The sequence below is a fragment of the Pseudomonas paraeruginosa PA7 genome, from assembly GCF_000017205.1.
GTDB classification, from domain to species: Bacteria; Pseudomonadota; Gammaproteobacteria; order Pseudomonadales; family Pseudomonadaceae; genus Pseudomonas; species Pseudomonas paraeruginosa.
In genome coordinates, this window is record NC_009656.1 from 567,493 (window position 1) to 590,182 (window position 22,690).

The 22,690-nt window shown below is 67.9% G+C and carries 19 protein-coding genes; 12 read left to right on the top strand and 7 right to left on the bottom strand.

Features of this window, described 5'->3' with window-relative positions; translation table 11 throughout:
- Positions 1–109: 109 nt before the first annotated feature.
- On the bottom strand, positions 110–1,291 hold the full coding sequence (locus tag PSPA7_RS02610) for an acyl-CoA dehydrogenase (RefSeq protein WP_012074030.1): 1,182 nt from the start codon (positions 1,289–1,291) through the stop codon (positions 110–112).
- 220 nt (positions 1,292–1,511) lie between these two features.
- Here PSPA7_RS02610 and PSPA7_RS02615 point away from each other — a divergent pair, with 220 nt between their 5' ends.
- Together PSPA7_RS02615 and PSPA7_RS02620 are read left to right on the top strand one after the other, a co-directional pair.
- Positions 1,512–2,420: a LysR family transcriptional regulator gene (locus PSPA7_RS02615; RefSeq protein ID WP_003154941.1), complete on the top strand. Its 909-nt coding sequence runs from the start codon at positions 1,512–1,514 to the stop codon at positions 2,418–2,420.
- Positions 2,421–2,571: 151 nt separating this feature from the next.
- Positions 2,572–2,976, top strand: a complete 405-nt coding sequence (locus tag PSPA7_RS02620) for an acyl-CoA thioesterase (protein WP_012074031.1) — start codon at positions 2,572–2,574, stop codon at positions 2,974–2,976.
- 42 nt (positions 2,977–3,018) lie between these two features.
- On the opposite strand, the gene PSPA7_RS02625 is transcribed toward PSPA7_RS02620, so the two are convergent.
- On the bottom strand, positions 3,019–4,629 hold the full coding sequence (locus PSPA7_RS02625; protein ID WP_012074032.1) for an inorganic phosphate transporter: 1,611 nt from the start codon (positions 4,627–4,629) through the stop codon (positions 3,019–3,021).
- Between the two features lie 378 nt (positions 4,630–5,007).
- Between PSPA7_RS02625 and PSPA7_RS02630 the strand changes: the two genes are divergently transcribed.
- The 3 genes from PSPA7_RS02630 to PSPA7_RS02640 all read left to right on the top strand — a co-directional run bounded on the left by PSPA7_RS02630 (position 5,008) and on the right by PSPA7_RS02640 (position 7,970).
- Entirely contained in the window at positions 5,008–6,339 is a 1,332-nt protein-coding gene (locus tag PSPA7_RS02630; protein WP_012074033.1) for an NfeD family protein, read from the top strand.
- Positions 6,336–7,130, top strand: coding sequence for a slipin family protein (locus PSPA7_RS02635; protein WP_012074034.1), 795 nt, complete (start codon positions 6,336–6,338; stop codon positions 7,128–7,130). The genes PSPA7_RS02630 and PSPA7_RS02635 overlap by 4 nt, the downstream gene beginning before the upstream one ends.
- A gap of 108 nt (positions 7,131–7,238) precedes the next feature.
- Positions 7,239–7,970: a substrate-binding periplasmic protein gene (locus tag PSPA7_RS02640; protein WP_034080840.1), complete on the top strand. Its 732-nt coding sequence runs from the start codon at positions 7,239–7,241 to the stop codon at positions 7,968–7,970.
- On the opposite strand, the gene yccS is transcribed toward PSPA7_RS02640, so the two are convergent.
- On the bottom strand, positions 7,967–10,168 hold the full coding sequence (yccS, locus tag PSPA7_RS02645; protein WP_012074036.1) for a YccS family putative transporter: 2,202 nt from the start codon (positions 10,166–10,168) through the stop codon (positions 7,967–7,969). The genes PSPA7_RS02640 and yccS overlap by 4 nt on opposite strands.
- Before the next feature lie 217 nt (positions 10,169–10,385).
- Positions 10,386–11,762, bottom strand: a complete 1,377-nt coding sequence (dbpA, locus tag PSPA7_RS02650; protein ID WP_012074038.1) for an ATP-dependent RNA helicase DbpA — start codon at positions 11,760–11,762, stop codon at positions 10,386–10,388.
- 347 nt (positions 11,763–12,109) lie between these two features.
- On the opposite strand from dbpA, the gene PSPA7_RS02655 reads away from it, so the two are divergent.
- On the top strand, positions 12,110–12,319 hold the full coding sequence (locus tag PSPA7_RS02655) for a cold-shock protein (RefSeq protein ID WP_003084710.1): 210 nt from the start codon (positions 12,110–12,112) through the stop codon (positions 12,317–12,319).
- A 149-nt stretch (positions 12,320–12,468) separates the two neighbouring features.
- Positions 12,469–12,993 carry a retropepsin-like aspartic peptidase RloA3 gene (gene rloA3 / locus PSPA7_RS02660; RefSeq protein ID WP_012074039.1) on the top strand — a complete coding sequence of 175 codons (525 nt, stop codon included), beginning with the start codon at positions 12,469–12,471 and terminating at the stop codon, positions 12,991–12,993.
- Here the strand turns inward: rloA3 and PSPA7_RS02665 are convergent.
- Both PSPA7_RS02665 and mdtD read right to left on the bottom strand, forming a co-directional pair.
- Complete coding sequence (locus PSPA7_RS02665; protein WP_012074040.1) at positions 12,987–13,361, bottom strand: YkvA family protein; 375 nt, start codon at positions 13,359–13,361, stop codon at positions 12,987–12,989. The genes rloA3 and PSPA7_RS02665 overlap by 7 nt on opposite strands.
- A gap of 1 nt (position 13,362) precedes the next feature.
- Positions 13,363–14,796: a multidrug transporter subunit MdtD gene (gene mdtD, locus PSPA7_RS02670; RefSeq protein WP_003154664.1), complete on the bottom strand. Its 1,434-nt coding sequence runs from the start codon at positions 14,794–14,796 to the stop codon at positions 13,363–13,365.
- A 375-nt stretch (positions 14,797–15,171) separates the two neighbouring features.
- Between mdtD and clpG the strand changes: the two genes are divergently transcribed.
- A complete protein-coding gene (gene clpG / locus PSPA7_RS02675; protein ID WP_003154666.1) occupies positions 15,172–17,970 on the top strand; it encodes an AAA family protein disaggregase ClpG in 2,799 nt (932 codons plus the stop codon).
- A gap of 101 nt (positions 17,971–18,071) precedes the next feature.
- Positions 18,072–18,650, top strand: a complete 579-nt coding sequence (locus tag PSPA7_RS02680; RefSeq protein WP_012074042.1) for a DUF2780 domain-containing protein — start codon at positions 18,072–18,074, stop codon at positions 18,648–18,650.
- 229 nt (positions 18,651–18,879) lie between these two features.
- Here the strand turns inward: PSPA7_RS02680 and yihG are convergent, their stop codons facing one another.
- Entirely contained in the window at positions 18,880–19,767 is an 888-nt protein-coding gene (gene yihG, locus PSPA7_RS02685; protein ID WP_003099939.1) for a 1-acylglycerol-3-phosphate O-acyltransferase, YihG family, read from the bottom strand.
- Positions 19,768–19,909: 142 nt separating this feature from the next.
- Here yihG and rloA2 point away from each other — a divergent pair, with 142 nt between their 5' ends.
- The 3 genes from rloA2 to creC all read left to right on the top strand — a co-directional run bounded on the left by rloA2 (position 19,910) and on the right by creC (position 22,617).
- Entirely contained in the window at positions 19,910–20,419 is a 510-nt protein-coding gene (gene rloA2 / locus PSPA7_RS02690) for a retropepsin-like aspartic peptidase RloA2 (RefSeq protein WP_003154670.1), read from the top strand.
- Positions 20,420–20,503: 84 nt separating this feature from the next.
- A complete protein-coding gene (gene creB, locus PSPA7_RS02695) occupies positions 20,504–21,193 on the top strand; it encodes a two-component system response regulator CreB (RefSeq protein WP_012074043.1) in 690 nt (229 codons plus the stop codon).
- The gene (creC, locus tag PSPA7_RS02700; RefSeq protein ID WP_012074044.1) at positions 21,193–22,617 is read left to right on the top strand and encodes a two-component system sensor histidine kinase CreC; all 1,425 of its coding nucleotides are present in this window, start codon (positions 21,193–21,195) and stop codon (positions 22,615–22,617) included. Before creB ends, creC begins: the two co-directional genes overlap by 1 nt.
- The last annotated feature ends 73 nt before the right edge of the window (positions 22,618–22,690 follow it).

Consider the following 22,690-nt stretch of genomic DNA (forward strand, 5'->3'; position numbering starts at 1 on the left):
GCTGCTGGGGGCTGGAAACGGAAATGGCCGGGAAGACGGGTTCCTTGCCCGTCTCCCCGGCGGCCGGCGCGCTACCGTGAAAAAGCGCGCCGGGGTGTTGCTCGGTGACTCAGAAGAACGCCTGGATGCCGGTCTGCGCGCGGCCGAGGATCAGCGCGTGGACATCGTGGGTACCCTCGTAGGTGTTCACCACCTCCAGGTTGACCAGGTGGCGGGCGATGCCGAACTCGTCGGAGATGCCGTTGCCGCCCAGCATGTCGCGGGCCAGGCGGGCGATGTCGAGGGCCTTGCCGCAGCTGTTGCGCTTCATGATCGAGGTGATTTCCACCGCCGCGGTGCCTTCGTCCTTCATCCGCCCCAGGCGCAGGCAGCCTTGCAGGGCCAGGGTGATCTCGGTCTGCATGTCGGCCAGCTTCTTCTGGATCAGTTGGTTGGCGGCCAGCGGGCGGCCGAACTGCTGGCGGTCGAGCACGTACTGGCGGGCGGTGTGCCAGCAGAACTCGGCGGCGCCCAGGGCGCCCCACGAAATGCCGTAGCGCGCCGAGTTCAGGCAGGTGAACGGACCGCGCAGGCCGCGTACTTCGGGGAAGGCGTTCTCTTCCGGAACGAACACGTTGTCCATCACGATCTCGCCGGTGATCGAGGCGCGCAGGCCGACCTTGCCGTGGATCGCCGGGGCGCTCAGGCCTTCCCAGCCCTTCTCGAGGACGAAGCCGCGGATCTGCCCTTCGTCGTCCTTGGCCCAGACCACGAAGACGTCGGCGATCGGGCTGTTGGTGATCCACATCTTGCTGCCGCTCAGGCGATAGCCGCCGTCGACCTTCTTCGCCCGGGTGACCATCGAGCCCGGGTCGGAACCGTGGTTCGGCTCGGTCAGGCCGAAGCAGCCGATGTACTCGCCGCTGGCCAGCTTGGGCAGGTACTTCTGCCGGGTGGCTTCGTTGCCGAATTCATGGATCGGCACCATCACCAGCGAGGACTGCACGCTCATCATCGAGCGATAGCCGGAGTCGACGCGCTCGACTTCGCGAGCGATCAGGCCATAGCAGACGTAGTTGAGGCCGCTGCCGCCATAGGCTTCGGGAATGGTCGCGCCGAGCAGGCCGGTCTCGCCCATCTCGCGGAAGATCTTCGGGTCGGTCTGTTCGTGGCGGAAGGCTTCGAGCACGCGCGGGGCCAGCTTGGCCTGGGCGAACTGCTGGGCGCTGTCGCGAACCATGCGCTCTTCTTCGGTGAGCTGCTGGTCCAGCAGCAGGGGATCTTCCCAGTTGAAGCTAGCTTTGGTGGCCATGCGTACATCCTCGTCGAGCGGTAGCGGAGGCTGGCGTGGGCCAGCCGGAATGGAAGCATCCTAAGAGCCTGGCGAGTGGGGCGGCAAACGAGGAATTCGCACTGATCTGTGCTATTTTCTCACTCCGAAAAATGAATGCCCGTATTTCATGCCCTTCGCGAGGCGCGAGGAAGCGTGACCAGGGCGTCATAGATGCGAAACCAGCACTCCGGAGTCTTCCGTGCGACGCAAGATCCCTTCCACCGCCGCGCTGGTCAGCTTCGAGTCCGCCGCGCGCCACGAGAGCTTCACCAAGGCGGCGGAAGAACTGTCCCTGACCCAGAGCGCGATCTGCCGGCAGATCGCCACGCTCGAGGAGTTCCTCGGTGTCGAGCTGTTCCGTCGCTCGCGGCGCGGGGTCAAGCTCACCGAGGCCGGGCTGTCCTATAGCCGGCGGGTGGCGGTACGCCTCGACGCGGTGGAGCGCGACACCCTGGCGGTGATGGGCCACCAGGGCGGCGGCGCGATCGAGCTGGCGGTGGTGCCGACCTTCGGTACCCAGTGGCTGTTGCCGCGGCTCAAGCGCTTCCAGCGTCTGCACCCGGAGGTCACGGTCAACCTGACCAACCGTACCCGTCCGTTCCTCTTCGCCGACACCGAGTTCGACGCCGCGCTGTACTTCGGCGATGCCGACTGGTCGGGTACCGTCTCGCATTTCCTGATGCGCGAGAATCCGGTGCCGGTGTGCAGCCCGGAGCTGCTGGGCGGGCGCCGAACGCTGAGCGCCGAGCAGATCGCCGGGCTGCCACTGATGCAGCAGAGCACCCGGCCCTACGGCTGGCGCCAGTGGTTCCATTCCCAGGGCCTGAACGTCGCCCACGACATGAGCGGGCCGCGCTACGAGCTGTTCTCGATGCTCGCCCAGGCGGCGATGCACGGCATGGGCGTGGCGCTGGTACCGCCGTTCCTGATCCAGGAGGAACTGGCCGACGGCCGGCTAATCGTGCCCATGCAACATGCCTATTTGAGCGAGAACGCGTATTACCTGATCATTCCCGAGCGCAGGGTCGAGTCGGCCATGCTCAACGCCTTCCGCGACTGGCTGGTGGAAGAGGCCAGGCAGTACCGCGAGGCCAACGGACTCGGCTGAACGCGCAGGAACACCGGGCGGCGCAGGCAGGACGCGCCGCTCCGGGACCGGGCTTGCCGGCCGGGTCCCGCGGAGCCGCGGCGGCGATCCCGCCGGGCATCCTCCACGACGGCCAGGACGGCGGCCGCGGAGCACCACACCAGGAGTTCACATGAATTTCCACACCCGCAAGTGGGTCAAGCCAGAAGATCTCAACCCCAACGGCACCCTGTTCGGTGGCAGCCTGCTGCGCTGGATCGACGAAGAGGCGGCGATCTACGCGATCATCCAGCTGGGCAACCAGCGCGTGGTCACCAAGTACGTTTCCGAGATCAACTTCGTCAGCTCGGCGCGCCAGGGCGACATCATCGAGTTGGGCATCACCGCCACCGACTTCGGCCGCACCTCGCTGACCATGACCTGCCACGTGCGCAACAAGATCACCCGCAAGAGCATCCTCACCATCGACAAGATGGTCTTCGTCAACCTCGGCCCGGACGGCTTGCCGGCGCCCCATGGCAAGACCGAGATCACCTACATCAAGGACCAGTTCAAGGAAGACGAAGTCCTGCCCTGAGCGGCGCGCCAGGCGGCCGGCAGCCGAGCCGGCCGCCGCGTTTCAGAACAGCCGGGTGAGCAGCCAGTAGAGCGAGGCCGAGAGCAGGATCGCCGCCGGCAGCGTCAGCACCCAGGCCATCAGCAGGTTGCGGATGGTCCTCCACTGCAACCCCGAACCGTTCGCCGCCATGGTCCCGGCCACCCCCGAGGAGAGCACGTGGGTGGTGGACACCGGCAAGCCGTACAGGTCCGCCGCGCCAATGGTCAACATCGCCACGGTTTCCGCCGAGGCGCCCTGGGCGTAGGTCAGGTGGGTCTTGCCGATCTTCTCGCCGACCGTCACCACGATGCGTTTCCAGCCGACCATGGTGCCCAGGCCGAGGGCGATGGCCACGGCGATCTTTACCCACAGCGGGATGAACTTGGTGGCGTCGTCGATCTTCTGCTTGAACGCCTGCAGCTTGCCGCGGGTGTCGGCGTCGAAGCGGCCGACGCCGTCCTGGTCCATCAGGCGGATCGCCTCGGAGGTCAGGTACATGTCGTTGCGCACGTTGCCCATGGCTTCCGCCGGTACCCGCGAGAACGCACCGTAGCCTTTCACTTCCCGGCCGATCGAGCCGGTCAGCGCGGCCAGCGCCGGGATCAGCTCAGGCGATGCCTGCTTGCTGCGCACGTACTCGGAGAGCACCTGGCGCGGATCGGCCGGCGCCGGTTGCGGCGCGCTCTTCACCAGCGCTTGCCGGGTGACCTCGGCGACCGCGGCGAACTGCACCGCCTGGTCCGCCGGCATGGTGCGGTTCAGCGCGTAGGCCATCGGCAGGGTGCCGACCAGGATCAGCATGATCAGGCCCATGCCTTTCTGCCCGTCGTTGGAGCCGTGGGCGAACGATACCCCGGTGCAGGTCAGGATCAGCAGGCCGCGGATCCACCAGGGCGGCGGCGCCTTGCCCTTCGGCGCCTTGTACAGTGCGCGGTTCTTCACCAGCAGGCGCAGCGCCAGGAGCAGCAGGGCGGCGCAGGCGAAGCCGATCAGCGGCGAAAGCAGCAGCGAGTAGCCGACCTTGCTCGCCTGGCCCCAGTCCACCCCGCTGGTGCCGTCGCGGCCGTGCATCAGCGCATTGGCCACGCCGACGCCGATGATCGAGCCGATCAGGGTGTGCGAGGACGACGCCGGCAGGCCCAGCCACCAGGTCCCGAGGTTCCACAGGATGGCGGCGATCAGCAGGGCGAAGACCATGGCGAAGCCGGCCGAGGAACCGACTTGCAGGATCAGTTCCACCGGCAGCAGGGCGATGATGCCGAAGGCCACCGCGCCGCTGGAGAGCAATACGCCGAGGAAGTTGAAGCAGCCCGACCAGACCACCGCGAAGTGCGGCGGCAGCGAGTGGGTGTAGATCACCGTGGCCACGGCGTTGGCGGTGTCGTGGAAGCCGTTGACGAATTCGAAGCCGAGGGCGATCAGCAGGGCCACGCCGAGCAGCAGGAAGGGCGTCCAGGTGGTGACCGCGCTGCCGACGTCGTCGATGTCCTGCACCAGGCTGTAGGCGCTGAACAGCAGGCCGATGGCGAGGGCGGCGAAGAAGACGATGGCGGCGAGGCGGCCGGGCTTGTGCTCGAGTTGCGGCTTGCCGGCGCTGGCGATGGCGTCGGCGGGAAGGACATCGGTGGTCATGGTGCAGGTCCGCGCTGGGGTGACCGGCACATCATGGGCAGGCGATTGTGACAAGTTGTGTCTTGCGCCTGTCGGCTTCGGCTGGCGAAGAAAAGGGCAGGGGCCGCGGGAGGCCGCTGGAAGCCGGATGGGGTCGGGCGCCAGGCGGCCTGCCCGCTGCGGGCGCGAAGGTTAATGAATTCCTGCGATGAGTGCCATCATTTCGTCGCTAGAAAGTTGGCATGTCGAGAGATTTGCCGAACCGGACACGCTCGGGAAGGCGAGAGGCGCTGGACTAGACTGAGAAGTGCGCGGCAGGACCGGTCGCTTGCCGGTCCGTCGCGCGGGACGAGCGTCTTCGTCCCGGGGTGGCCCGGCCGGGCGGCCGGGGAGGTCGATATGCGTATGCCGTGGCGGCTCGCGCTGGCGCTGTGGCTGTGCTTAGCCGGCCAGGCATGCCTGGCCGCCAGCGCAACGGTGCGGGTACTCTCCGTGGACGGCGCGATCGGCCCGGCCAGCGCCGATTACCTGGTGCGCGGCATCCAGCGTGCCGCCGAGGACGGCGCGCAACTGGTGGTGCTGGAAATGGACACGCCCGGCGGCCTGGACCCATCGATGCGGCGCATCGTCAAGGCGATCCTCGCCAGCCGGGTACCGGTCGCCGGCTTCGTCGCTCCCGCCGGCGCCCGGGCGGCCAGCGCCGGTACCTATATCCTCTACGCCTGCCATGTCGCGGCGATGGCGCCCGGTACCAATCTCGGCGCCGCCACGCCGGTGGCGCTGGGGGCGCCGGACGAAGCCGAAGGCAAACCCCCGGCGCGGGGCGCCGGCCCCATGGCGCGCAAGCAGGTCAACGATGCCGCCGCCTATATCCGCGGCCTCGCGCAACTGCGCGGGCGCAACGCCGAATGGGCCGAGCGCGCGGTGCGCGAGGCGGTCAGCCTGGCGGCGAGCGAGGCGGCGGCGCAGAAGGTGATCGACCTGCAGGCTCGCGATCTGCCCGACCTGCTGCGCCAGCTCGATGGCCGCAGCCTGCGCGTCGGCGAGCGCGCGTTGACCCTGGCCACCACCGGCGCCACGGTCGAGCGCCAGGCACCGGACTGGCGCGCGCGGCTGCTGGCGGTGCTCACCGACCCCAGCGTGGCGCTGATCCTGATGATGATCGGTATCTACGGGCTGATCTTCGAACTGGCCAATCCCGGCATGGCGCTGCCCGGCGTGCTTGGCGGCATCTGCCTGCTGCTCGGCCTGTACGCCCTGCAGATGCTGCCGGTCAACTACGCCGGTCTGGCGCTGATCGCGCTGGGCCTGGCGTTCATGGTGGGCGAGGCGTTCGTCGCCAGTTTCGGCGTGCTCGGCATCGGCGGGATCGTCTCGTTCGTGGCCGGCGCGCTGATCCTGATCGATACCGAGGTGCCCGGCTACGGCATTCCGCCAGGCCTGGTGGTGGCCCTGGCATTGCTCAGCGCGGCGCTGATCGTCGGTCTGCTGGGCATGGCCCTGCGCGCTCGCCGGCAGGCGGTGGTGAGTGGCACCGCCGGACTGGTCGGCAGTCTGGCGACTGTGGCGGCGGTGGATCCCGAACAACCCTGCGCAGGCTGGGTGCTGCTCCAGGGCGAGCGCTGGCGGGTGCTCGCCACGCGGCCGCTGGCGGTGGGCCAGCCGGTCTGGGTGCTGGCACGCAAGGGCCTGCTCCTGGAAGTCGCGCTGGCCGATGAAGGAGGTGGATGATGGGTATTTCCTATGGTTTGGCGATGTTGCTGGCGTTCCTCGCGCTGCTGCTGTTCAGCGCGCTGCGCATCCTCCGCGAGTACGAGCGCGGCGTGGTGTTCCAGCTCGGGCGCTTCTGGAAGGTCAAGGGGCCGGGGCTGGTGCTGGTGATCCCGGCGCTCCAGCAGATGGTGCGCATCGACCTGCGCACCATCGTTCTCGACGTGCCGCCGCAGGATGTGATTTCCCGCGACAACGTTTCGGTGAAGGTCAACGCGGTGGTGTACTTCCGCGTACTCGATCCGCAGAAGGCGATCATCCAGGTGGAGAACTACCTGGCCGCCACCAGCCAACTGGCGCAGACCACCCTGCGCGCGGTGCTGGGCAAGCATGAACTGGACGAGATGCTCGCCGAGCGCGAGCGCCTGAACCTGGATATCCAGCAGGTGCTCGACGCGCAGACCGATGCCTGGGGCATCAAGGTGGCGAATGTGGAAATCAAGCACGTCGATCTCAACGAATCGATGGTCCGCGCCATCGCCCGGCAGGCCGAGGCGGAACGTGAGCGCAGGGCCAAGGTGATCCACGCCGAGGGCGAGCTGCAAGCCTCGGAGAAACTCATGCAGGCGGCGCAGATGCTCGGCCGGCAGAGCGGTGCCATGCAGTTGCGCTACATGCAGACCCTCGGTGCGATCGCTGGCGACAAGAGTACGACCATCGTCTTCCCGATGCCGATCGAACTCTTCGGCGGCAAGTACCCAGGTGCCGCGCCGCGGAACGAAAAGGCTGCCGGAGAGGACCAGGAGAGGTGAAAGCGCCCGGTTTGTGATCGAAATATCATCGAGCCGCGACACGGGGACATGCGTGCCCGGGGTCGGGATGGCTATGCTGTGGCGATCCATCCCCGGGAACCGTCCTTCATGCTGCGATGCGCACTCCTGCTGCTGTCATTGCTTCTTTCCTGTGCTTCGCCCGCCGCCAACCTGCGCCTGGTCGGCGACGCCTGGCCGCCCTTCGTCGATGCGCGCCTGCCCGGCAACGGCCTGGCGGTCGAGCTGGTGACCACCGCGCTCAAGCGTGCCGGCTTCGACGCCAGCTTCCAGCAGGTGCCCTGGTCGCGGGCCCTGTACGGCGTGCGCAGCGGCGACTACGACATCGCCCTGAGCGCCTGGTACGAGCCTGCCCGCAGCCTCTATGGGCAGTTTTCCCGCGCCTACCTGACCAACCGCATCCGCCTGCTGCAACGCAAGGGCCGCGGCATCGAGTTCACCCGCCTGAGCGACCTGCGGCCCTACCGCATCGCGGTGGTGCGCGACTACGCCTACGCCCCCGAGTTCGACCGCGACAGCGGGCTGCAGAAGGTCAACGTGACCAGCTTCGCCAATGCCGCGCGGATGCTCGAGGCGGGGCGGGTCGACCTGGCGGTGGAGGATGAGCTGGCGCTGGGCTTCGCCCTCAACGGCGAACTGGCCTACCTGCGCGACAAGCTCGAGGTCCTGCCGACGCCGCTCGGCGAAAATGGCCTGCACCTGCTGGTGAGCCTGAGGAACCCGCGCCACGAGGAAATCGTCGACGGCTTCGACCTGGCCATCCGCGGCATGCGCGACGACGGCAGCTACCAGCGTCTGCTGCAGCGCTACGGCGCGCGCTAGGGCTGCCCGGGCAGCGGCTGCTCGCCGGCCAGTTCCTTCTTCAACAGGTGCGCGGCCAGGGTGCGCAGCGGCGCGAGCTGGCGGCAGATGTGCGCCAGCTGGGTCTGCACCAGGCGATGGCCGTCGTCCATTTCCTCGGGCATCTGTTCCAGTTCCTTGGCCAGCGCTTCCTCCTCCTCGCTGTAGATGGCGACCGGACGCTTCTGCTCCAGGCAGGCGGCGATCTCCTCCAGACTGGCGGAGAGGCGCTCGGCGGCGCGTTGCAGGAGGCCGTCGCTGGCGTCCTCGGGCAGGTTCTCGCGGTGCGCGCCGAGGCCGGACAGGTAGCTGAGCAGGGTGTGCGTGAGGACCAGGAAGCGGAAGCCGATCTCCGCGTCCTTCCTGAAGTGGCCGGGCTCCAGGAGCATGTTCGAGAGGGTGGTGGAGAGCGCCGCGTCGGCGTTGTGCGCGTTGCGCCGGGCGGTGCGGTAGTCGAGGTCGTCGCGCTTGCCGGTGGCGTACTGCTGCATGATCTGCCGCAGGTAGCGGCTGTTGCAGGCCAGGGTGTTGGCGAGCATGCGGTTGAGCCGGCGGCCCTGCCAGTCGGGCAGCACCAGGAACACCGCGAGGCCGGCGATCAGGCTGCCCAGCAGGGTGTCGAACAGGCGCGGCAGGATAAGTCCGTAGCCGTCGCCGACCTGGTTGAAGCAGAACAGCACCAGCAGGGTGATCGCCGCCGTCGCCAGGGTATAGCGGCTGCTGCGGGTGGCGAAGAAGGCCACCCCGGCGGCGACCGCGAACAGCGACTGCACCAGCGGGTTGGGGAACAGGTCGATCAGCGCCCAGCCGGCCACCAGGCCGACCAGGGTACCGAGGATCCGCTGCACCAGGCGCAGGCGGGTCGCACCGTAGTTGGGCTGGCAGACGAACACCGTGGTGAGCAGGATCCAGTAGCCCTGGGTCGGGTGGATCCAGTGCAGCACACCATAGCCGGCGGTCAGCGCCAGGGCCATGCGCAGGCCGTGGCGGAACAGCAGCGAGGTCGGGGTGAGCTGCTGGCGCAGGCGCTCGAAGGCGTCCTTCAGGCTGCGCGGCGAGCGATCGAGCAGGGCGCTGTCCTGTTCGTCGGCGATGGCGTCCGGATTGCTCGCCCCGGCCAGCTTGCGGTCCAGCGTGGCGAGGTTGGCGGCCAGGGCGCCGAGCGAGCGCAATAGGCCCTTCCAGGCCGGGTTGCTCTGCTGGCGCAGGTGTTCGAGCGATGCCTGCAGGTCCTCCAGGGCCTGCTCGCTGTCGTCGTAGTCGAACGGCTGGCGCAGGCGGATCGCCCGCGCCAGGGCCTGGCAGGCCTTGCCCTGCTGGTTGAGCAGGCGCTGGCAGCGGAACAGCACGTCGCTGTGGAAGAACGCTTCGGCCAGGCGGTTGTACGGGTAGTGCGAGGAACTGGCGCGCTCGTGGACATCCTGGGCGATGAAGTAGAGTTTCAGGTAGCGGCTCACCTTCGGCCCCGGGCGGCCGTGGCCGAGGCGGTTGAGGATGGTCTCCTTGGCCTGGTTCAGCGCCACCACCACCTTGCCGTTCTGCCGCGCCAGCGCCAGGCGCTGGCCTTCCACGTCGAGCTGGCGCAGGGGTTCGAACAGGCTCGACTTGATCCGCAGGTACTCGCCCAGTTCGAAGTACAGGCGCGCCAGGCTCTGCTGCACCGGCTGGTTGGAGAACAGCGCGTTCCACAGCACCGAGAGCAGCCCGTACCACGCCGCGCCGGCCACCAGCAGCAGCGGTTCGTGCCAGACGTCGGCGACCTCGCCGCCGCGCTGGTCGACGCCGATCATGGTGTAGATCGACAGGATCAGGGTCGCCGAGGCGATCGCCGCGTAGCGTTCGCCGAGAGCGCCGAGCAGGATCATGCCGAACGCCGACAGCGCCATCCCGGAAACGAACAGCCAGGGATAGGGAAACAGGAGTTCGACGGCGAAGGCGGCGACGCTGAAGCACAGCAGGGTCACCAGTAGCGCCTGCAGGCGGCCGAGCCAGTTGTCGTCGGTCTCCGCCAGGGCGCTGGCGATGATCCCGAGGAACAGCGGGATCAGCAGCTCGATGCGGCCCTGCCACCAGCACAGCAGCATGGCTCCGGCCAGGGCGAGGAAGACCCGCAGGCTATAGGCGAACTTGTCGAGGGCCCAGAGGCGGCGGAGCGTATGTGTCAGCGAAGTGGGCGGCATGGGGGCGGAGGGCTGTCCGAGGGTCCGTGATTCAGCCTATGTGGGCTGTCTGGCGAATTCAAATGGCTCGCACGGGTTGCTGTCCCGCCCGAGCCGGCCATTCGCGGATGCAGGCTTCGTGCCTTCGAGCGCTGAGACGCCGGCGCCGGCGCGGAAGCCACCCGCCGGCGCGGCTCGCGCCCTGACCGCGGCGCGCGGCGGTTGCCGCAGGGGGCCGTTACAGCAGGCGCACCTTGAACGAGCGGCCCTTGATCCTGCCTTCGCTCAGGCGCTTCAGGGCCTGGTGGGCGAGGCCGCGCTCGATGGCGACGAAGGCCTGGAAGTCGAAGATGGCGATCTTGCCCACCGCGCTGCCGGGCAGCCCGGCGTCGCCGGTGAGGGCGCCGAGCAGGTCGCCGGGACGTACCTTGTCCTTGCGACCGCCGGCGATGCACAGGGTGCTCATCGGCGGCAGCAGCGGTTCCGGGTTGGCCTTCAGCTGGCCGAGGGCGTACCAGGCCAGCGGCTGCTTCTGCAGATCCTCGATGGCCTGCGCGCGGCTGGCCTCGGCCGGTGCCACCAGCGACAGGGCCAGGCCCTTCTCGCCGGCGCGCCCGCTGCGGCCGATGCGATGGATGTGGACCTCCGGGTCGCGCGCCAGCTCGACGTTGATCACGGTTTCCAGGGCGGCGATGTCCAGCCCCCGGGCGGCCACGTCGGTGGCCACCAGCACGGTGCAGCTGCGGTTGGCGAATACCGTCAGGACCTGGTCGCGTTCGCGCTGCTCCAGGTCGCCGTGCAGGGCCAGGGCGGAGATCCTGTGCGCCTTCAGCGCGTCGGCCAGTTCCTGGCACTGCTGGCGGGTCTGGCAGAACGCCACGCAGGATTGCGGGCGGAAATGCTGGAGCAGGCGTACCACGGCGTCCATGCGCTGCTTCGGATCGATCTCGAAGAAGCGCTGCTCGATCTGGCTGTCGGTGTGCAGCGACTCGACCTTCACCTGCTGCGGATCGCGCATGAAGGCCTTGGCCAGTTTCTCGATGCCGTCCGGGTAGGTGGCGGAGAACAGCAGGGTCTGCCGGCGCTCGGGGAGCTGGCCGATGATCTCGGCGATGCTGTCGTAGAAGCCCATGTCGAGCATCCGGTCGGCTTCGTCGAGGACCAGGGTATTGAGCCCGTCGAGGACCAGGGTGCCCTTGCGCAGGTGCTCCTGGATGCGCCCGGGGGTGCCGACGACGACGTGCGCGCCATGCTCCAGCGAAGCCACCTGCGGGCCGTAGGGCACGCCGCCGCAGAGGGTCAGGACCTTGATGTTGTCGGCGGCGCGGGCCAGCCGGCGGATCTCCTTGGCGACCTGGTCGGCCAGCTCGCGGGTCGGGCACAGCACCAGCGCCTGGCAGCCGAAGTAGCGCGGGTTCAGCGGCGCGAGCAGGCCGAGGCCGAAGGCGGCGGTCTTGCCGCTGCCGGTCTTGGCCTGGGCGATCAGGTCGCGACCCTGGAGGATCAGCGGCAGGCTCTGCGCCTGGATCGGCGTCATCTCCCGGTAACCGAGGGAGTCGAGATTGGCCAGGAGGTCCGCGGAAAGCGGCAGCGAGGAGAAAACGGTGGAAGTCACGGGGAGGGCTCGGCAGGCGATTCGAGCGGGCTAGTCTAGCAGCCTGCGGCCGCTTGCCGCGTGCGAGCGCCGCCGAGGCAGCGGCGACAGGCAATGTATCTTTGGCCAGTACCATTCGTCAGAAAAACGAAAAAAGCGCGTTTCTGTATTTTTATACAGGTTCGCTTTCCTCAGTTTTTTGTCGTAGAGTGCTGACACTGTGTTTGCATGGGTCGCCGTCGATCGTGACCTGATGCGGTCGGAAATTCCAGCCCGTCCTGCTCGACTCCTTGTAACTCCTTGCAACTCAGTTACCGGCTACGATTTCGTGGCTAAATCAATACCCCTAGTTCCAAGGAGAACTTGCAATGTCCCGTCAGAACGGCACCGTTAAGTGGTTCAACGAAACCAAAGGCTACGGCTTCATCACCCCGGAAAGCGGCCCGGACGTTTTCGTTCACTTCCGTGCCATCGAAGGTAACGGCTTCAAGACCCTGGCCGAAGGCCAGAAGGTCAGCTTCGAAGTCGTGCAAGGCCAGAAAGGCATGCAGGCCGAGCGCGTTCAGGTGATCAACTAAGATCCCTGGGCCCCAGCCCGAAGAACCCGGATGGAAACATCCGGGTTTTTTATTGCCCGCAGAAACCCGTCACACTGTCTTCACCTGCCGTTCACCCAGTCTTGCGAGCACCCGGTCAGAGTGGCCCGGTCCCGTACGGAGTCGTTTCGATGAAGCCTGTGCAATCCCGTCGTCTGGCCTTCGCCGCACTGTTGTCGCTATCGTTCTCTTCCGCGTCCTGCCATGCCGCCGCCGAGCACTGGGGCTGGATCGAGCAGTCCTGGCTGATGCCCGAGCGCATGCAGGCCAAGGCCAAGCTGGATACCGGCGCGCTGACCTCGTCGCTGGACGCGAAGAACATCCATCGCTACAAGAAGGACGGCGAGCGCTGGGTGCGCTTCGAGGTGGTGCTGCCCACCGCCGGGAGCAAGGCGCCGGTCAGCGTGACCTTCGAGCGCAAGGTACTGCGGGTGATCAAGGTGCGCGGCGCCGGCGGCAGCGACAGCCGCCCGGTGGTGGCGATGGACATCTGCCTGGGCGACAAGCTGCTGCGCGAGCAGTTCTCCCTGCGCGACCGCGGCAACATGAACTATCCGGTGCTGCTCGGTCGCCGCACGCTCGATCACCTCGGCGCGGTCGACGTGTCCCGCACCTTCACTCGCAAACCCTCCTGCGGAGCGCTCGCCGCTCAGTAGAAGAACCAGCGCAGCAGGCCCGCGGCCAGCGCCAGCCAGAGCAGCACGATCAGCGCCGTCATCCACGGGTTGCGCGGGCGCGCCTCGACTTCGCGAGCCCGCGCCCGGCACTCGGCGAGCAACGCGGGTGGGGTGAGGCGGATCGCCAGCCAGATCCCCAGCGGCACCAGCAGCAGGTCGTCGAGGTAGCCGAGCAGCGGGATGAAGTCCGGGATCAGGTCGATCGGGCTCAGGGCATAGGCCACCACCAGCAGCGCCACCAGCCGGGCCGGCCAGGGCATGTGCGGATGGCGGCTGCACAGCCAGAGGGCGATGACCTCGGTCTTCAGCCCGCGAGCCCAGCGCCTGAGCGTGGCGAGCCAGGCCATCCTAGAGGTCCGGGTCCTTTTCCGGATCGACCCGGCGCGGGCTGGTGCGACCGTCCTCGCTGCCGAGCTGGAAGAAGATCGCCGCGGCCAGCATCGACATCAGGCCGACGCTGACATAGGTGGCGTGGAAGGCGCCGAGGACGGTGTCCTGCCCCGTATCCAGGTCGGTCTGGAACCCCCCCAGCAATGCCGCCGCGCAGGCCACGCCGAGGCTGATCGACAGTTGCACGACCACCGACATCAGGCTGTTGCCGCTGCTGGCGTTGCTGTCCTGCAGGTCGATCAGGGTGAGGGTGTTCATCGCCGTGAATTGCAGGGAGTTCACCGCGCCGAGCAGGCTCAGGTGCAGCAGCAGCCAGACGTAGGGGGTGTCCTGGTCGACCAGGCCGAAACCGGCGATCAGGCAGCCGAGGATCAGGGTGTTGCCGACCAGCAGCTTGCGGTAGCCGAAGAAATCCAGCAGCGGCTTGGCCAGCGGCTTGGCGACCATCGCGAACAGCGCCAGCGGGATCATGGTCATGCCGGCGGTGGAGGGCGGGTAGCCCAGGCCCACCTGTAGCAGCAGCGGGGTGAGGAAGGGCAGGGCGCCGCTGCCCAGGCGGGCGAACAGGTTGCCGAGGATGCCGACGGCGAAGGTCCGCGCCTGGAACAGGCTCGGCGGGAACAGCGGCTTGTCGATGCGCAGCGCGCGCAGCCAGTAGGCGGTGAGCAGGACCAGCCCGCCGACCAGCAGCAGGACCACGCGCAGGTGCGACAGGTGCAGCTCGCCAAGGCCTTCCAGGGCGATGGAGATCAGCACCATGGAGCCGCCGAAGAGCAGGAAGCCGATGCTGTCGAAGCGGCTCGGCAACGGGCTGCGCAGGTCCGGCATGAGTTTCATCGCCACCAGGCAGCCGAGCAGGCCGACCGGCAGGTTGATCAGGAAGATCCAGTGCCAGGAGGCGTATTCCACCAGCCAGCCCCCCAGCGTCGGCCCGGCCAGCGGGCCGAGCAGGCCAGGGATGGTGACGAAGCTGAGTACCCGCACCAGGTCCTGGCGCGGATAGACGCGCAGGATCACCAGCCGCCCCACCGGCATCATCAGCGCGCCGCCGACACCCTGCACGATACGCGCACCGACCAGCAGCTCGAGGCTCGGCGACAGCGCGCAGAGCAACGAGCCGAGGCTGAACAGCAGCACCGCGCCGAGAAACACCCGGCGCGTGCCGAAGCGGTCGGCGATCCAGCCCGAGGCCGGGATCAGCAGGGCCACGGTGAGCAGGTAGGCGATCACCACCGCCTGCATGCGCAGCGGGTTTTCGTTCAGCGAGGTGGCCATGCTCGGCAGCGCGGTGTTGAGGATGGTGCCGTCGAGGGCTTGCATGAAGAAGGCGACGGCGACCAGCCAGGGCAGTTGGCGGGCGATGCGGGGGGTGAGCTGGAACGGCTCGCTCATGAACGGGCTCCCTCGGGCGGACAGGCCTCAAGCATAGAGAACTTCTCGCGGCGATGGCATTGCCGGCGACCGGATCGGGACGATCCGCGGGGCATTCCTACGCAAGTCGCGATCCAGAGCGCTCGGCTTTCATTGTCCTGGATCAAGTCGAAGCGCTGGCGCTCGCCGGCCGCTGTGCTAGTACTCAAGAGTCACCCCGTCAGTGGCTGCGGATGCGACGCCGCCCGTGCCGTCATCGCACGGACATGTCCCGCGTTGCATGCTCGACGGCGCGTGCTTCACCGCCTTGTCGCGATGTTCTCCACGCACCGCTCGGCGCCCCCGGTCGCCGCCGCCGATGCTGAAGCCTTCTTCCGTGGAAACAGGAGCCCTCCCATGGCCCAGGAACTTTGCGCCATCTGCCACGAACGTCCCGCCGTCGCCCGCGTCAGCCTGGTGCAGAACGGCCAGCGCCGCGAACTCGCCCTGTGCGAACTGCATTACCGCCAGTTGATGCGCCAGCAGCGCATGCGTTCGCCGCTGGAGTCGCTGTTCGGCGGCGGCAGCCCGTTCGACGAGATCTTCTCCGGCTTCGGCGAGCAGAGCCCGGTCAGCCCGGTGCGCGCCCGCGAGCCGGAGGCGGTGGACATCGCCGAGTACTTCAGCAAGCAGACCACCGAGTACCTGCAACGCGCCGCCCAGGTCGCCGCCGAATTCGGCAAGCGCGAAGTGGACACCGAGCATCTGCTCTACGCCCTGGCCGATGCCGACGTGGTGCAGGCGGTGCTCAAGCAGTTCGGCCTGTCGCCGGCCGACCTCAAGCAGTACATCGAGGCCAACGCCGTGCGCGGCGCCGGCAAGGGCGAGGCGAGCGAGGACATGACCATCTCGCCGCGGGTGAAGAGCGCCTTGCAGCACGCCTTCGGCCTGTCCCGCGAGCTCGGCCACAGCTATGTCGGTCCCGAGCACCTGTTGCTCGGCCTGGCGGCGGTGCCGGACAGCTTCGCCGGGACGCTGCTGAAGAAGTACGGCCTGACCGAGCAGGCGCTGCGGCAGAAGGCGGTCAAGGTGGTCGGCAAGGGCGCCGAGGACGGCCGCGTCGACGGCCCGAGCAGCACCCCGCAACTGGACAAGTTCAGCCGCGACCTGACCAGGCTGGCCCGCGAAGGCAAGCTCGATCCGGTGATCGGCCGCTCGAAGGAAGTCGAGACCACCATCGAGGTGCTCGCCCGGCGCAAGAAGAACAACCCGGTGCTGATCGGCGAGCCCGGCGTCGGCAAGACCGCCATCGTCGAAGGCCTGGCCCAGCGCATGGTCCAGGGCGAGGTGCCGGAGGTGCTGCGCGACAAGCGCCTGGTCGAACTGAACATCAACGCCATGGTCGCCGGCGCCAAGTACCGCGGCGAGTTCGAGGAACGCCTCAAGCAGGTGATGGACGAGCTGCAGGCGGCGCAGAGCGAGATCATCCTGTTCATCGACGAGGTGCATACCATCGTCGGTGCCGGCCAGGGTGGCGGCGAAGGCGGGCTGGACGTGGCCAACGTGCTGAAGCCGGCGATGGCGCGCGGCGAGATGAACCTGATCGGCGCCACCACCCTCAACGAATACCAGAAGTACATCGAGAAGGACGCCGCGCTGGAGCGGCGCTTCCAGCCGGTGTTCGTCCCCGAGCCGACGGTGGAGCAGACCATCTCCATCCTCCGCGGCCTGCGCGACAAGCTCGAAGGCCATCACAAGGTGACCATCCGCGACGAGGCTTTCGTCGCCGCCGCCGAGCTGTCCGACCGCTACATCGGCAACCGCTTCCTGCCGGACAAGGCCATCGACCTGATCGATCAGGCCGCCGCCCGCGTGCGCATCGCCAGCACCTCGCGGCCGGCCGAGATCCAGGAACTGGAGGCCGAGCTGGCGCAGCTCAAGCGCGAGCAGGACTACGCCGCCAGCCGCAAGTGGTACGACGAGGCGAAGGTCTTCGAGAAACGCATCCAGGAGCGCAAGGAACATCTCGAGCAGATCACCGAGCGCTGGCAGCAGACCCAGGGGTCGAAGACCGAGGAGGTGCGCGTCGAGGACATCGCCGAGATCATCTCCAGGCTCACCGGCATCCCGGTCACCGAGCTGACCGCCGAGGAGCGCGAGAAGCTCCTGCGGATGGAAGAGCGTCTGCACCAGCGGGTGATCGGCCAGCAGGAGGCGATCACCGCGGTCAGCGACGCCGTGCGCCTGGCCCGCGCCGGGCTGCGCCAGGGCAGCCGGCCGATCGCCACCTTCCTGTTCCTCGGCCCGACCGGGGTGGGCAAGACCGAGCTGGCCAAGGCCCTGGCCGAGGTGGTGTTCGGCGACGAGGACGCGATGATCCGCATCGACATGAGCGAATACATGGAGCGCCACGCGGTGTCCCGGCTGATCGGTGCGCCGCCGGGCTACGTCGGCTACGAGGAGGGCGGCCAGCTCACCGAGCGGGTGCGCCGGCGGCCGTACAGCGTGATCCTGCTCGACGAGATCGAGAAGGCCCACGCCGACGTCAACAACATCCTCCTGCAGGTGTTCGACGACGGCCGCCTCACCGATGGCAAGGGGCGCGTGGTGGACTTCACCAACACCATCATCATCGCCACCAGCAACCTCGGCTCCGACCTGATCATGAAGAACGCCCAGGCCGGCGAATTCGCCCAGCCGCCGGAGAAGCTCAAGCGCGAGCTGATGAACACCCTGCGCGGGCACTTCCGCCCGGAGTTCCTCAATCGCCTCGACGAAGTGATCGTCTTCGAGTCGCTGAGCAAGGCGCAGATCGAGGACATCGTGCGCCTGCAACTGGAGCGGGTGAAGCGCGCCGCGCACGCCCAGGACATCCACCTGCACATCGACGACAGCCTGGTCGGCCACCTCGCCGAAGAGGCCTACCAGCCGGAGTTCGGCGCCCGCGAGCTGAAGCGGCAGATCCGCCAGCAACTGGAGACGCGCCTGGCCACGGCGATGCTCAAGGGCGATGTGAAGGAAGGCGAGACGATCACCTTCTTCCACGACGCCAGGGATGGCGTCGGCTACCGCAAGGGCGCCGCGCCGAAGCCGGCGGCGCGCAAGAAGGCCGGCGCCGGCGAGACGTCCAAGGGGCGGGCGACGGCGACGAGGAAGCCGGCGGCGAAGAAAGGCGCTGCCGCCAAGGGCAAGGCCGACAAGCCGAAGGCCAAGTGACCCGACCAAGGTTGGGGAACAAGGCACCGGCCTGCCGGTCGAAATCTCACCCCGGCCCGCGAATGCGGCCGGGGCGTTCGATATCTCATGAGGAATTGCCGATGCGCGTCACTACCCACGCTACCCTGGCCGCGGCCCTGCTGCTCAGCGCCGCCTCCGCGTTCGCCTTCAATCTCGGGGACGCCGCGAAGGCGGTCGCCGGGGCCTCCCAGGGCGACTCCGCCCAGGTAGCCACCACCCCGCAGACCAGCGGCCTGCTCGGCGCACTCACCGGCCAGCTCGGGGTCAGCCAGGAGCAGGCGGTCGGCGGTACCGGCGCCCTGCTCGGGCTGGCCAAGAACCAGCTGGCCGGCAACGATTATTCGCAACTGGTGAAGACCATCCCGGGCCTCGACAAGCTGTCCGGCAACAATGCCCTGGCCGGCCTCGGCGGGCTCGGCAATATGCTTGGCAAGAACGCCGGCGCCGACAAGGGCCTCGGTTCGCTGCTGGGCAACGCCGACAGCATGGGCGACGTCGACAAGGCCTTCAATACCCTGGGCATGGATAGCGGCATGACCGAGAAATTCGCCCAGGTGCTGGTCGACTATTTCGGCAAACAGGGCGCCAACAGCGAGCTGCTGGGCAGCCTGAGCAACCTCTGGGGAGTGAGCAAGGCGGGCGGCTCGTCGCTGCTCTGATCTGCCGCCACCGACGGGAAAGCCCGGGCATCCACCCGGGCTTTTTCATTTGCGCCGGGGGTCACCAGCGGATCGGCGGATAACCGCGTTGCGGTTACTCGCCCTACGAGGTGGGTGCGACGCCTGGATATTCGTTGCCCCGCACCGATAGGGCGAATAACGCCCCCGGCGTTATCCGCCGTGGCTCCGTAGAAACGGGGTCATTCCGGCGAGGCGTTCGGCCGGTACTTCAGCGCAGTTGCCGCAGGCGCGCGATGCGTTCGTCCTTTTCTTCCCACATGCGCGAGACCCATTCCTGCACGTACTGGCGGAACACCGGGTCGTTCTCGTAGTCGCCCTGCCAAAGGGCGGGATCGATCGGCCGGGTCTGGATGTCGACGATCACCTTCGGCACCCGTCCGCAGAGCAGGTCCCAGAAGCCCGGCACCTTGTCGCTCGGGTAGACCACGGTGACGTCGAGCAGGGCGTCCAGCTGCTCGCCCAGCGCGGCGAGGACGAAGGCCACCCCGCCGGCCTTGGGCTTGAGCAGGTGGCGATAGGGCGACTGTTGCCGGGCCTTCTTTTGCTCGCTGAAGCGCGTGCCTTCCAGGTAGTTCACCACGGTCACCGGGATGCGCTTGAACTTCTCGCAGGCGGCCTTGGTGATCTCCAGGTCCTTGCCCTTGAGTTCCGGGTGCTTCTCCAGGAAGGCCTTGGAATAGCGCTTCATGAACGGATACTCCAGCGCCCACCAGGCCAGGCCGAGGAAGGGCACCCAGATCAGCTCCTTCTTGAGGAAGAACTTGAAGTACGGGGTGCGCCGGTTGAACACCTGGATCAACGCGGGGATGTCCACCCACGACTGGTGGTTGCTCACCACCAGGTAGGAGGTGTCCTGGCGCAGGTCGCCGGCGCCGCGTACGTCCCAGACCGTCGGCGTGCAGGTGGCGAAGATCCACTTGTCGATCTCCGCCCAGGTCTCGGCGATCCACATCACGCCCCTGGAGCAGAGGTCCTTCAGGCGCTGGCCGGGGAGCACCAGCTTGAGCAGAGCGATCAGCATCATCGGGCCGATCAGGATCAGCGTGTTGAGAAGCAGCAGAAGGCTGCTGGTCAGGCCGGTCAACAGTTCCCGCATGGTTGGTTTCCCTGTCCTGGGTGTGGGTCGACGCGGCCCATCATACGCATCAGCGCCGTGCCGCCCAAGCCGCCGGCGTGGCGAACGAAACCGCACCGTGCTAGTCCTATGTGGACCTCGTATCACTTCAGGAGATGCCCGCGTGAAGCGTGTCCTTGCCTTGCTCTCGCTGTTCGCCCTGCCGGTCCTCGCCGCCGAACCCAACCTCTACGGCCGCTACGAATGGGTCTCGCTGCCGGAGCTGGATCGTACCCTGCAGGCGAAGATGGACACCGGCGCCTATACCTCCTCCCTGTCGGCAAAGGACATCGAGCTGTTCCAGCGCGACGGCGAGGAATGGGTGCGCTTCCGCCTGGCCACCAAGGAGGCCGACGGCTCGGTGTTCGAGCACAAGCTGGCGCGCATCGGCAAGATCAAGAACCGCGCCGACAACCGCAGCGGCGAGGACGAGGACGAGGACCGCCTGAGCGAGCGCCCGGTGATCGACCTGCAGGTCTGCCTGGGCGGCGAGATGAAGACCATCGAGGTCAACCTCACCGACCGCAGCGCCTTCAACTATCCGTTCCTGATGGGTACCAAGGGCCTGCGCAAGTTCCACGTGGCGGTCGATCCCGCCGAGCGCTTCGTCGCCGGCAAGCCCGCCTGCAAGTAAGCCTGCCCCGCGACCGGCGGCGCGATTGACGCGCACGCCGGCTTGCGGCACCGTTCCGGCATTCCCGTCAGCCGCCGTCACGCCATGCCGCATATCCTGATCGTCGAAGATGAAGCCGCGATTGCCGACACCCTGCTCTACGCCCTGCAGGCCGAGGGTTTCGCCACCACCTGGGTGCCTCTCGCCGGCGAGGCGCTGGCGTTGCAGGAGCGCCAGCCGGCGGACCTGCTGATCCTCGACGTCGGCCTGCCGGACATCAGCGGCTTCGAGGCCTGCAAGCGCCTGCGGCGGTTCTCCGAGGTACCGGTGATCTTCCTCACCGCCCGCGACGCCGAGATCGACCGGGTGGTGGGCCTGGAGATCGGCGCCGACGACTACGTGGTCAAGCCGTTCAGCCCGCGCGAGGTGGCGGCGCGGGTCAAGGCCATCCTCAAGCGCATGGCGCCGCGCCCGGCGCCGCTGGAAGAGGCTGCCTTGCACGGACCGTTCCAGGTCGACGCGGAGCGCGTGCGCATCCACTACCACGGCGCCCCGCTCAACCTCACCCGTCATGAGTTCCGCCTGCTGCAGACGCTGCTCGGGCAGCCCGAGCGGGTATTCAGCCGCGAGCAGTTGCTCGACGCCCTCGGCGTCGCCAGCGAGGCCGGCTACGAGCGCAACATCGACAGCCACATCAAGAGCCTGCGCGCCAAGCTGCGCCAGGTGAACGCGCGTGGCGAGGCGATCCAGACCCATCGCGGCCTGGGCTACAGCTACAGCCCGGACCACGCCTGATGCCGCTCGGCGTACGGATCTTCCTGGTCTACTTCCTGTTCGTCGGTCTCACCGGCTACTTCGTGCTGAGCACGGTGATGGACGAGGTGCGCCCCGGGGTGCGCCAGTCCACCGAGGAAACCCTGGTGGACACCGCCAACCTGCTCGCCGAGATCCTCCGCCAGGACGTGAAGAACGGCACCCTGGCACAGAGCGACCTGCCGGAGATGCTCGAGGACTACGGCAAGCGGGTGCCGCAGGCGGACATCTGGGGGTTGCGCAAGGAGGCGGTGAACCATCGCATCTATGTCACCGATGCCAGCGGCAAGGTGCTGCTGGATTCCACCGGGATCGCCGTCGGCCAGGACTACTCGCGCTGGAACGACGTCTACCGGACCCTGCGTGGCCAGTACGGCGCGCGCTCCAGTCGCGAAGACCCGGACGATCCGGACTCCTCGGTGATGTACGTGGCCGCGCCGATCAAGGATGCCGGGAAGATCATCGGGGTGGTTTCGGTGGCCAAGCCGAACAGCAGCCTGCAACCCTACATCGACCGTTCGCAGCGGCGCCTGGCCTGGCTCGGCGCCGGCCTGATCGCCCTCGGCCTGCTGGTCGGCGGCCTGCTCTCCTGGTGGCTCAGCGGCGCGCTGCGGCGCCTGACCCGCTACGCCCAGGCGATCAGCGAGGGGCGCCGCGCCGAACTGCCGCGCTATCGCGGTGGCGAGATGGCGCAGTTGGCGGGCGCGGTGGAACGCATGCGCACCCAACTGGAAGGCAAGGACTATGTCGAGCGCTACGTGCATACCCTGACCCACGAACTGAAGAGCCCGCTGGCGGCGATCCGCGGCGCCGCCGAGCTGCTCGACGGCGAGATGCCGGCCGAGCAGCGGGCGCGTTTCGTCGCCAATATCGCCGGCGAGAGCGAGCGCCTGCAGCAGTTGATCGAGCGCCTGCTGAGCCTGGCCCAGGTGGAACAGCGGCAGGGGCTGGAGGAGGTCGGCCCGGTCGACCTGAGGGAGGTCGCCGAGGCCTTGCTCGAAGGCCAGGCGGCGCGCATCCAGCGCCAGGGCCTGACGGTGGAGAAGCGCCTCGACGGTCCTTGCGCGATACGCGGCGAGCGGTTCCTGGTGCGCCAGGCGCTGGCCAACCTGCTCGACAACGCCCTCGACTTCACCCCGCCCGGCGGTCGCCTCCGCCTCAGCGCCGAGGTCGACGGCAAGGGTGTCGCCCTGCGCCTGTTCAACCAGGGCCCGGCGATTCCCGACTATGCCCTGGCGCGCCTCACCGAGCGCTTCTACTCGCTGCCGCGCCCGGCCAGCGGGCGCAAGAGCACCGGGCTGGGACTGAATTTCGTCGCCGAGGTGGCGCAACTGCATGGCGGCCGGCTGCAGGTCGGCAACCATGAGGACGGCGTCGAGGCGCTGCTCTGGCTGCCGCGCGGCTGAAGCGGCTCCACACAAACTCCATCGATTCTCCACACGACGCCCCGCGGCAACCCACGAGCGCGTCGCAGACTCT

What these genes read in the sequence shown, in the direction of transcription:
- PSPA7_RS02680 (WP_012074042.1), top strand. Translation starts at nt 18,072, where the DNA reads ATGCGCGTCACTACCCACGCTACCCTGGCCGCGGCCCTGCTGCTCAGC.
- creC (WP_012074044.1), top strand. Translation starts at nt 21,193, where the DNA reads ATGCCGCTCGGCGTACGGATCTTCCTGGTCTACTTCCTGTTCGTCGGT.
- yccS (WP_012074036.1), bottom strand. Translation starts at nt 10,168, where the DNA reads ATGCCGCCCACTTCGCTGACACATACGCTCCGCCGCCTCTGGGCCCTC.
- PSPA7_RS02620 (WP_012074031.1), top strand. Translation starts at nt 2,572, where the DNA reads ATGAATTTCCACACCCGCAAGTGGGTCAAGCCAGAAGATCTCAACCCC.
- PSPA7_RS02630 (WP_012074033.1), top strand. Translation starts at nt 5,008, where the DNA reads ATGCGTATGCCGTGGCGGCTCGCGCTGGCGCTGTGGCTGTGCTTAGCC.
- creB (WP_012074043.1), top strand. Translation starts at nt 20,504, where the DNA reads ATGCCGCATATCCTGATCGTCGAAGATGAAGCCGCGATTGCCGACACC.
- PSPA7_RS02610 (WP_012074030.1), bottom strand. Translation starts at nt 1,291, where the DNA reads ATGGCCACCAAAGCTAGCTTCAACTGGGAAGATCCCCTGCTGCTGGAC.
- yihG (WP_003099939.1), bottom strand. Translation starts at nt 19,767, where the DNA reads ATGCGGGAACTGTTGACCGGCCTGACCAGCAGCCTTCTGCTGCTTCTC.
- clpG (WP_003154666.1), top strand. Translation starts at nt 15,172, where the DNA reads ATGGCCCAGGAACTTTGCGCCATCTGCCACGAACGTCCCGCCGTCGCC.
- PSPA7_RS02625 (WP_012074032.1), bottom strand. Translation starts at nt 4,629, where the DNA reads ATGACCACCGATGTCCTTCCCGCCGACGCCATCGCCAGCGCCGGCAAG.
- rloA3 (WP_012074039.1), top strand. Translation starts at nt 12,469, where the DNA reads ATGAAGCCTGTGCAATCCCGTCGTCTGGCCTTCGCCGCACTGTTGTCG.
- PSPA7_RS02640 (WP_034080840.1), top strand. Translation starts at nt 7,239, where the DNA reads ATGCTGCGATGCGCACTCCTGCTGCTGTCATTGCTTCTTTCCTGTGCT.
- mdtD (WP_003154664.1), bottom strand. Translation starts at nt 14,796, where the DNA reads ATGAGCGAGCCGTTCCAGCTCACCCCCCGCATCGCCCGCCAACTGCCC.
- PSPA7_RS02635 (WP_012074034.1), top strand. Translation starts at nt 6,336, where the DNA reads ATGATGGGTATTTCCTATGGTTTGGCGATGTTGCTGGCGTTCCTCGCG.
- PSPA7_RS02655 (WP_003084710.1), top strand. Translation starts at nt 12,110, where the DNA reads ATGTCCCGTCAGAACGGCACCGTTAAGTGGTTCAACGAAACCAAAGGC.
- PSPA7_RS02665 (WP_012074040.1), bottom strand. Translation starts at nt 13,361, where the DNA reads ATGGCCTGGCTCGCCACGCTCAGGCGCTGGGCTCGCGGGCTGAAGACC.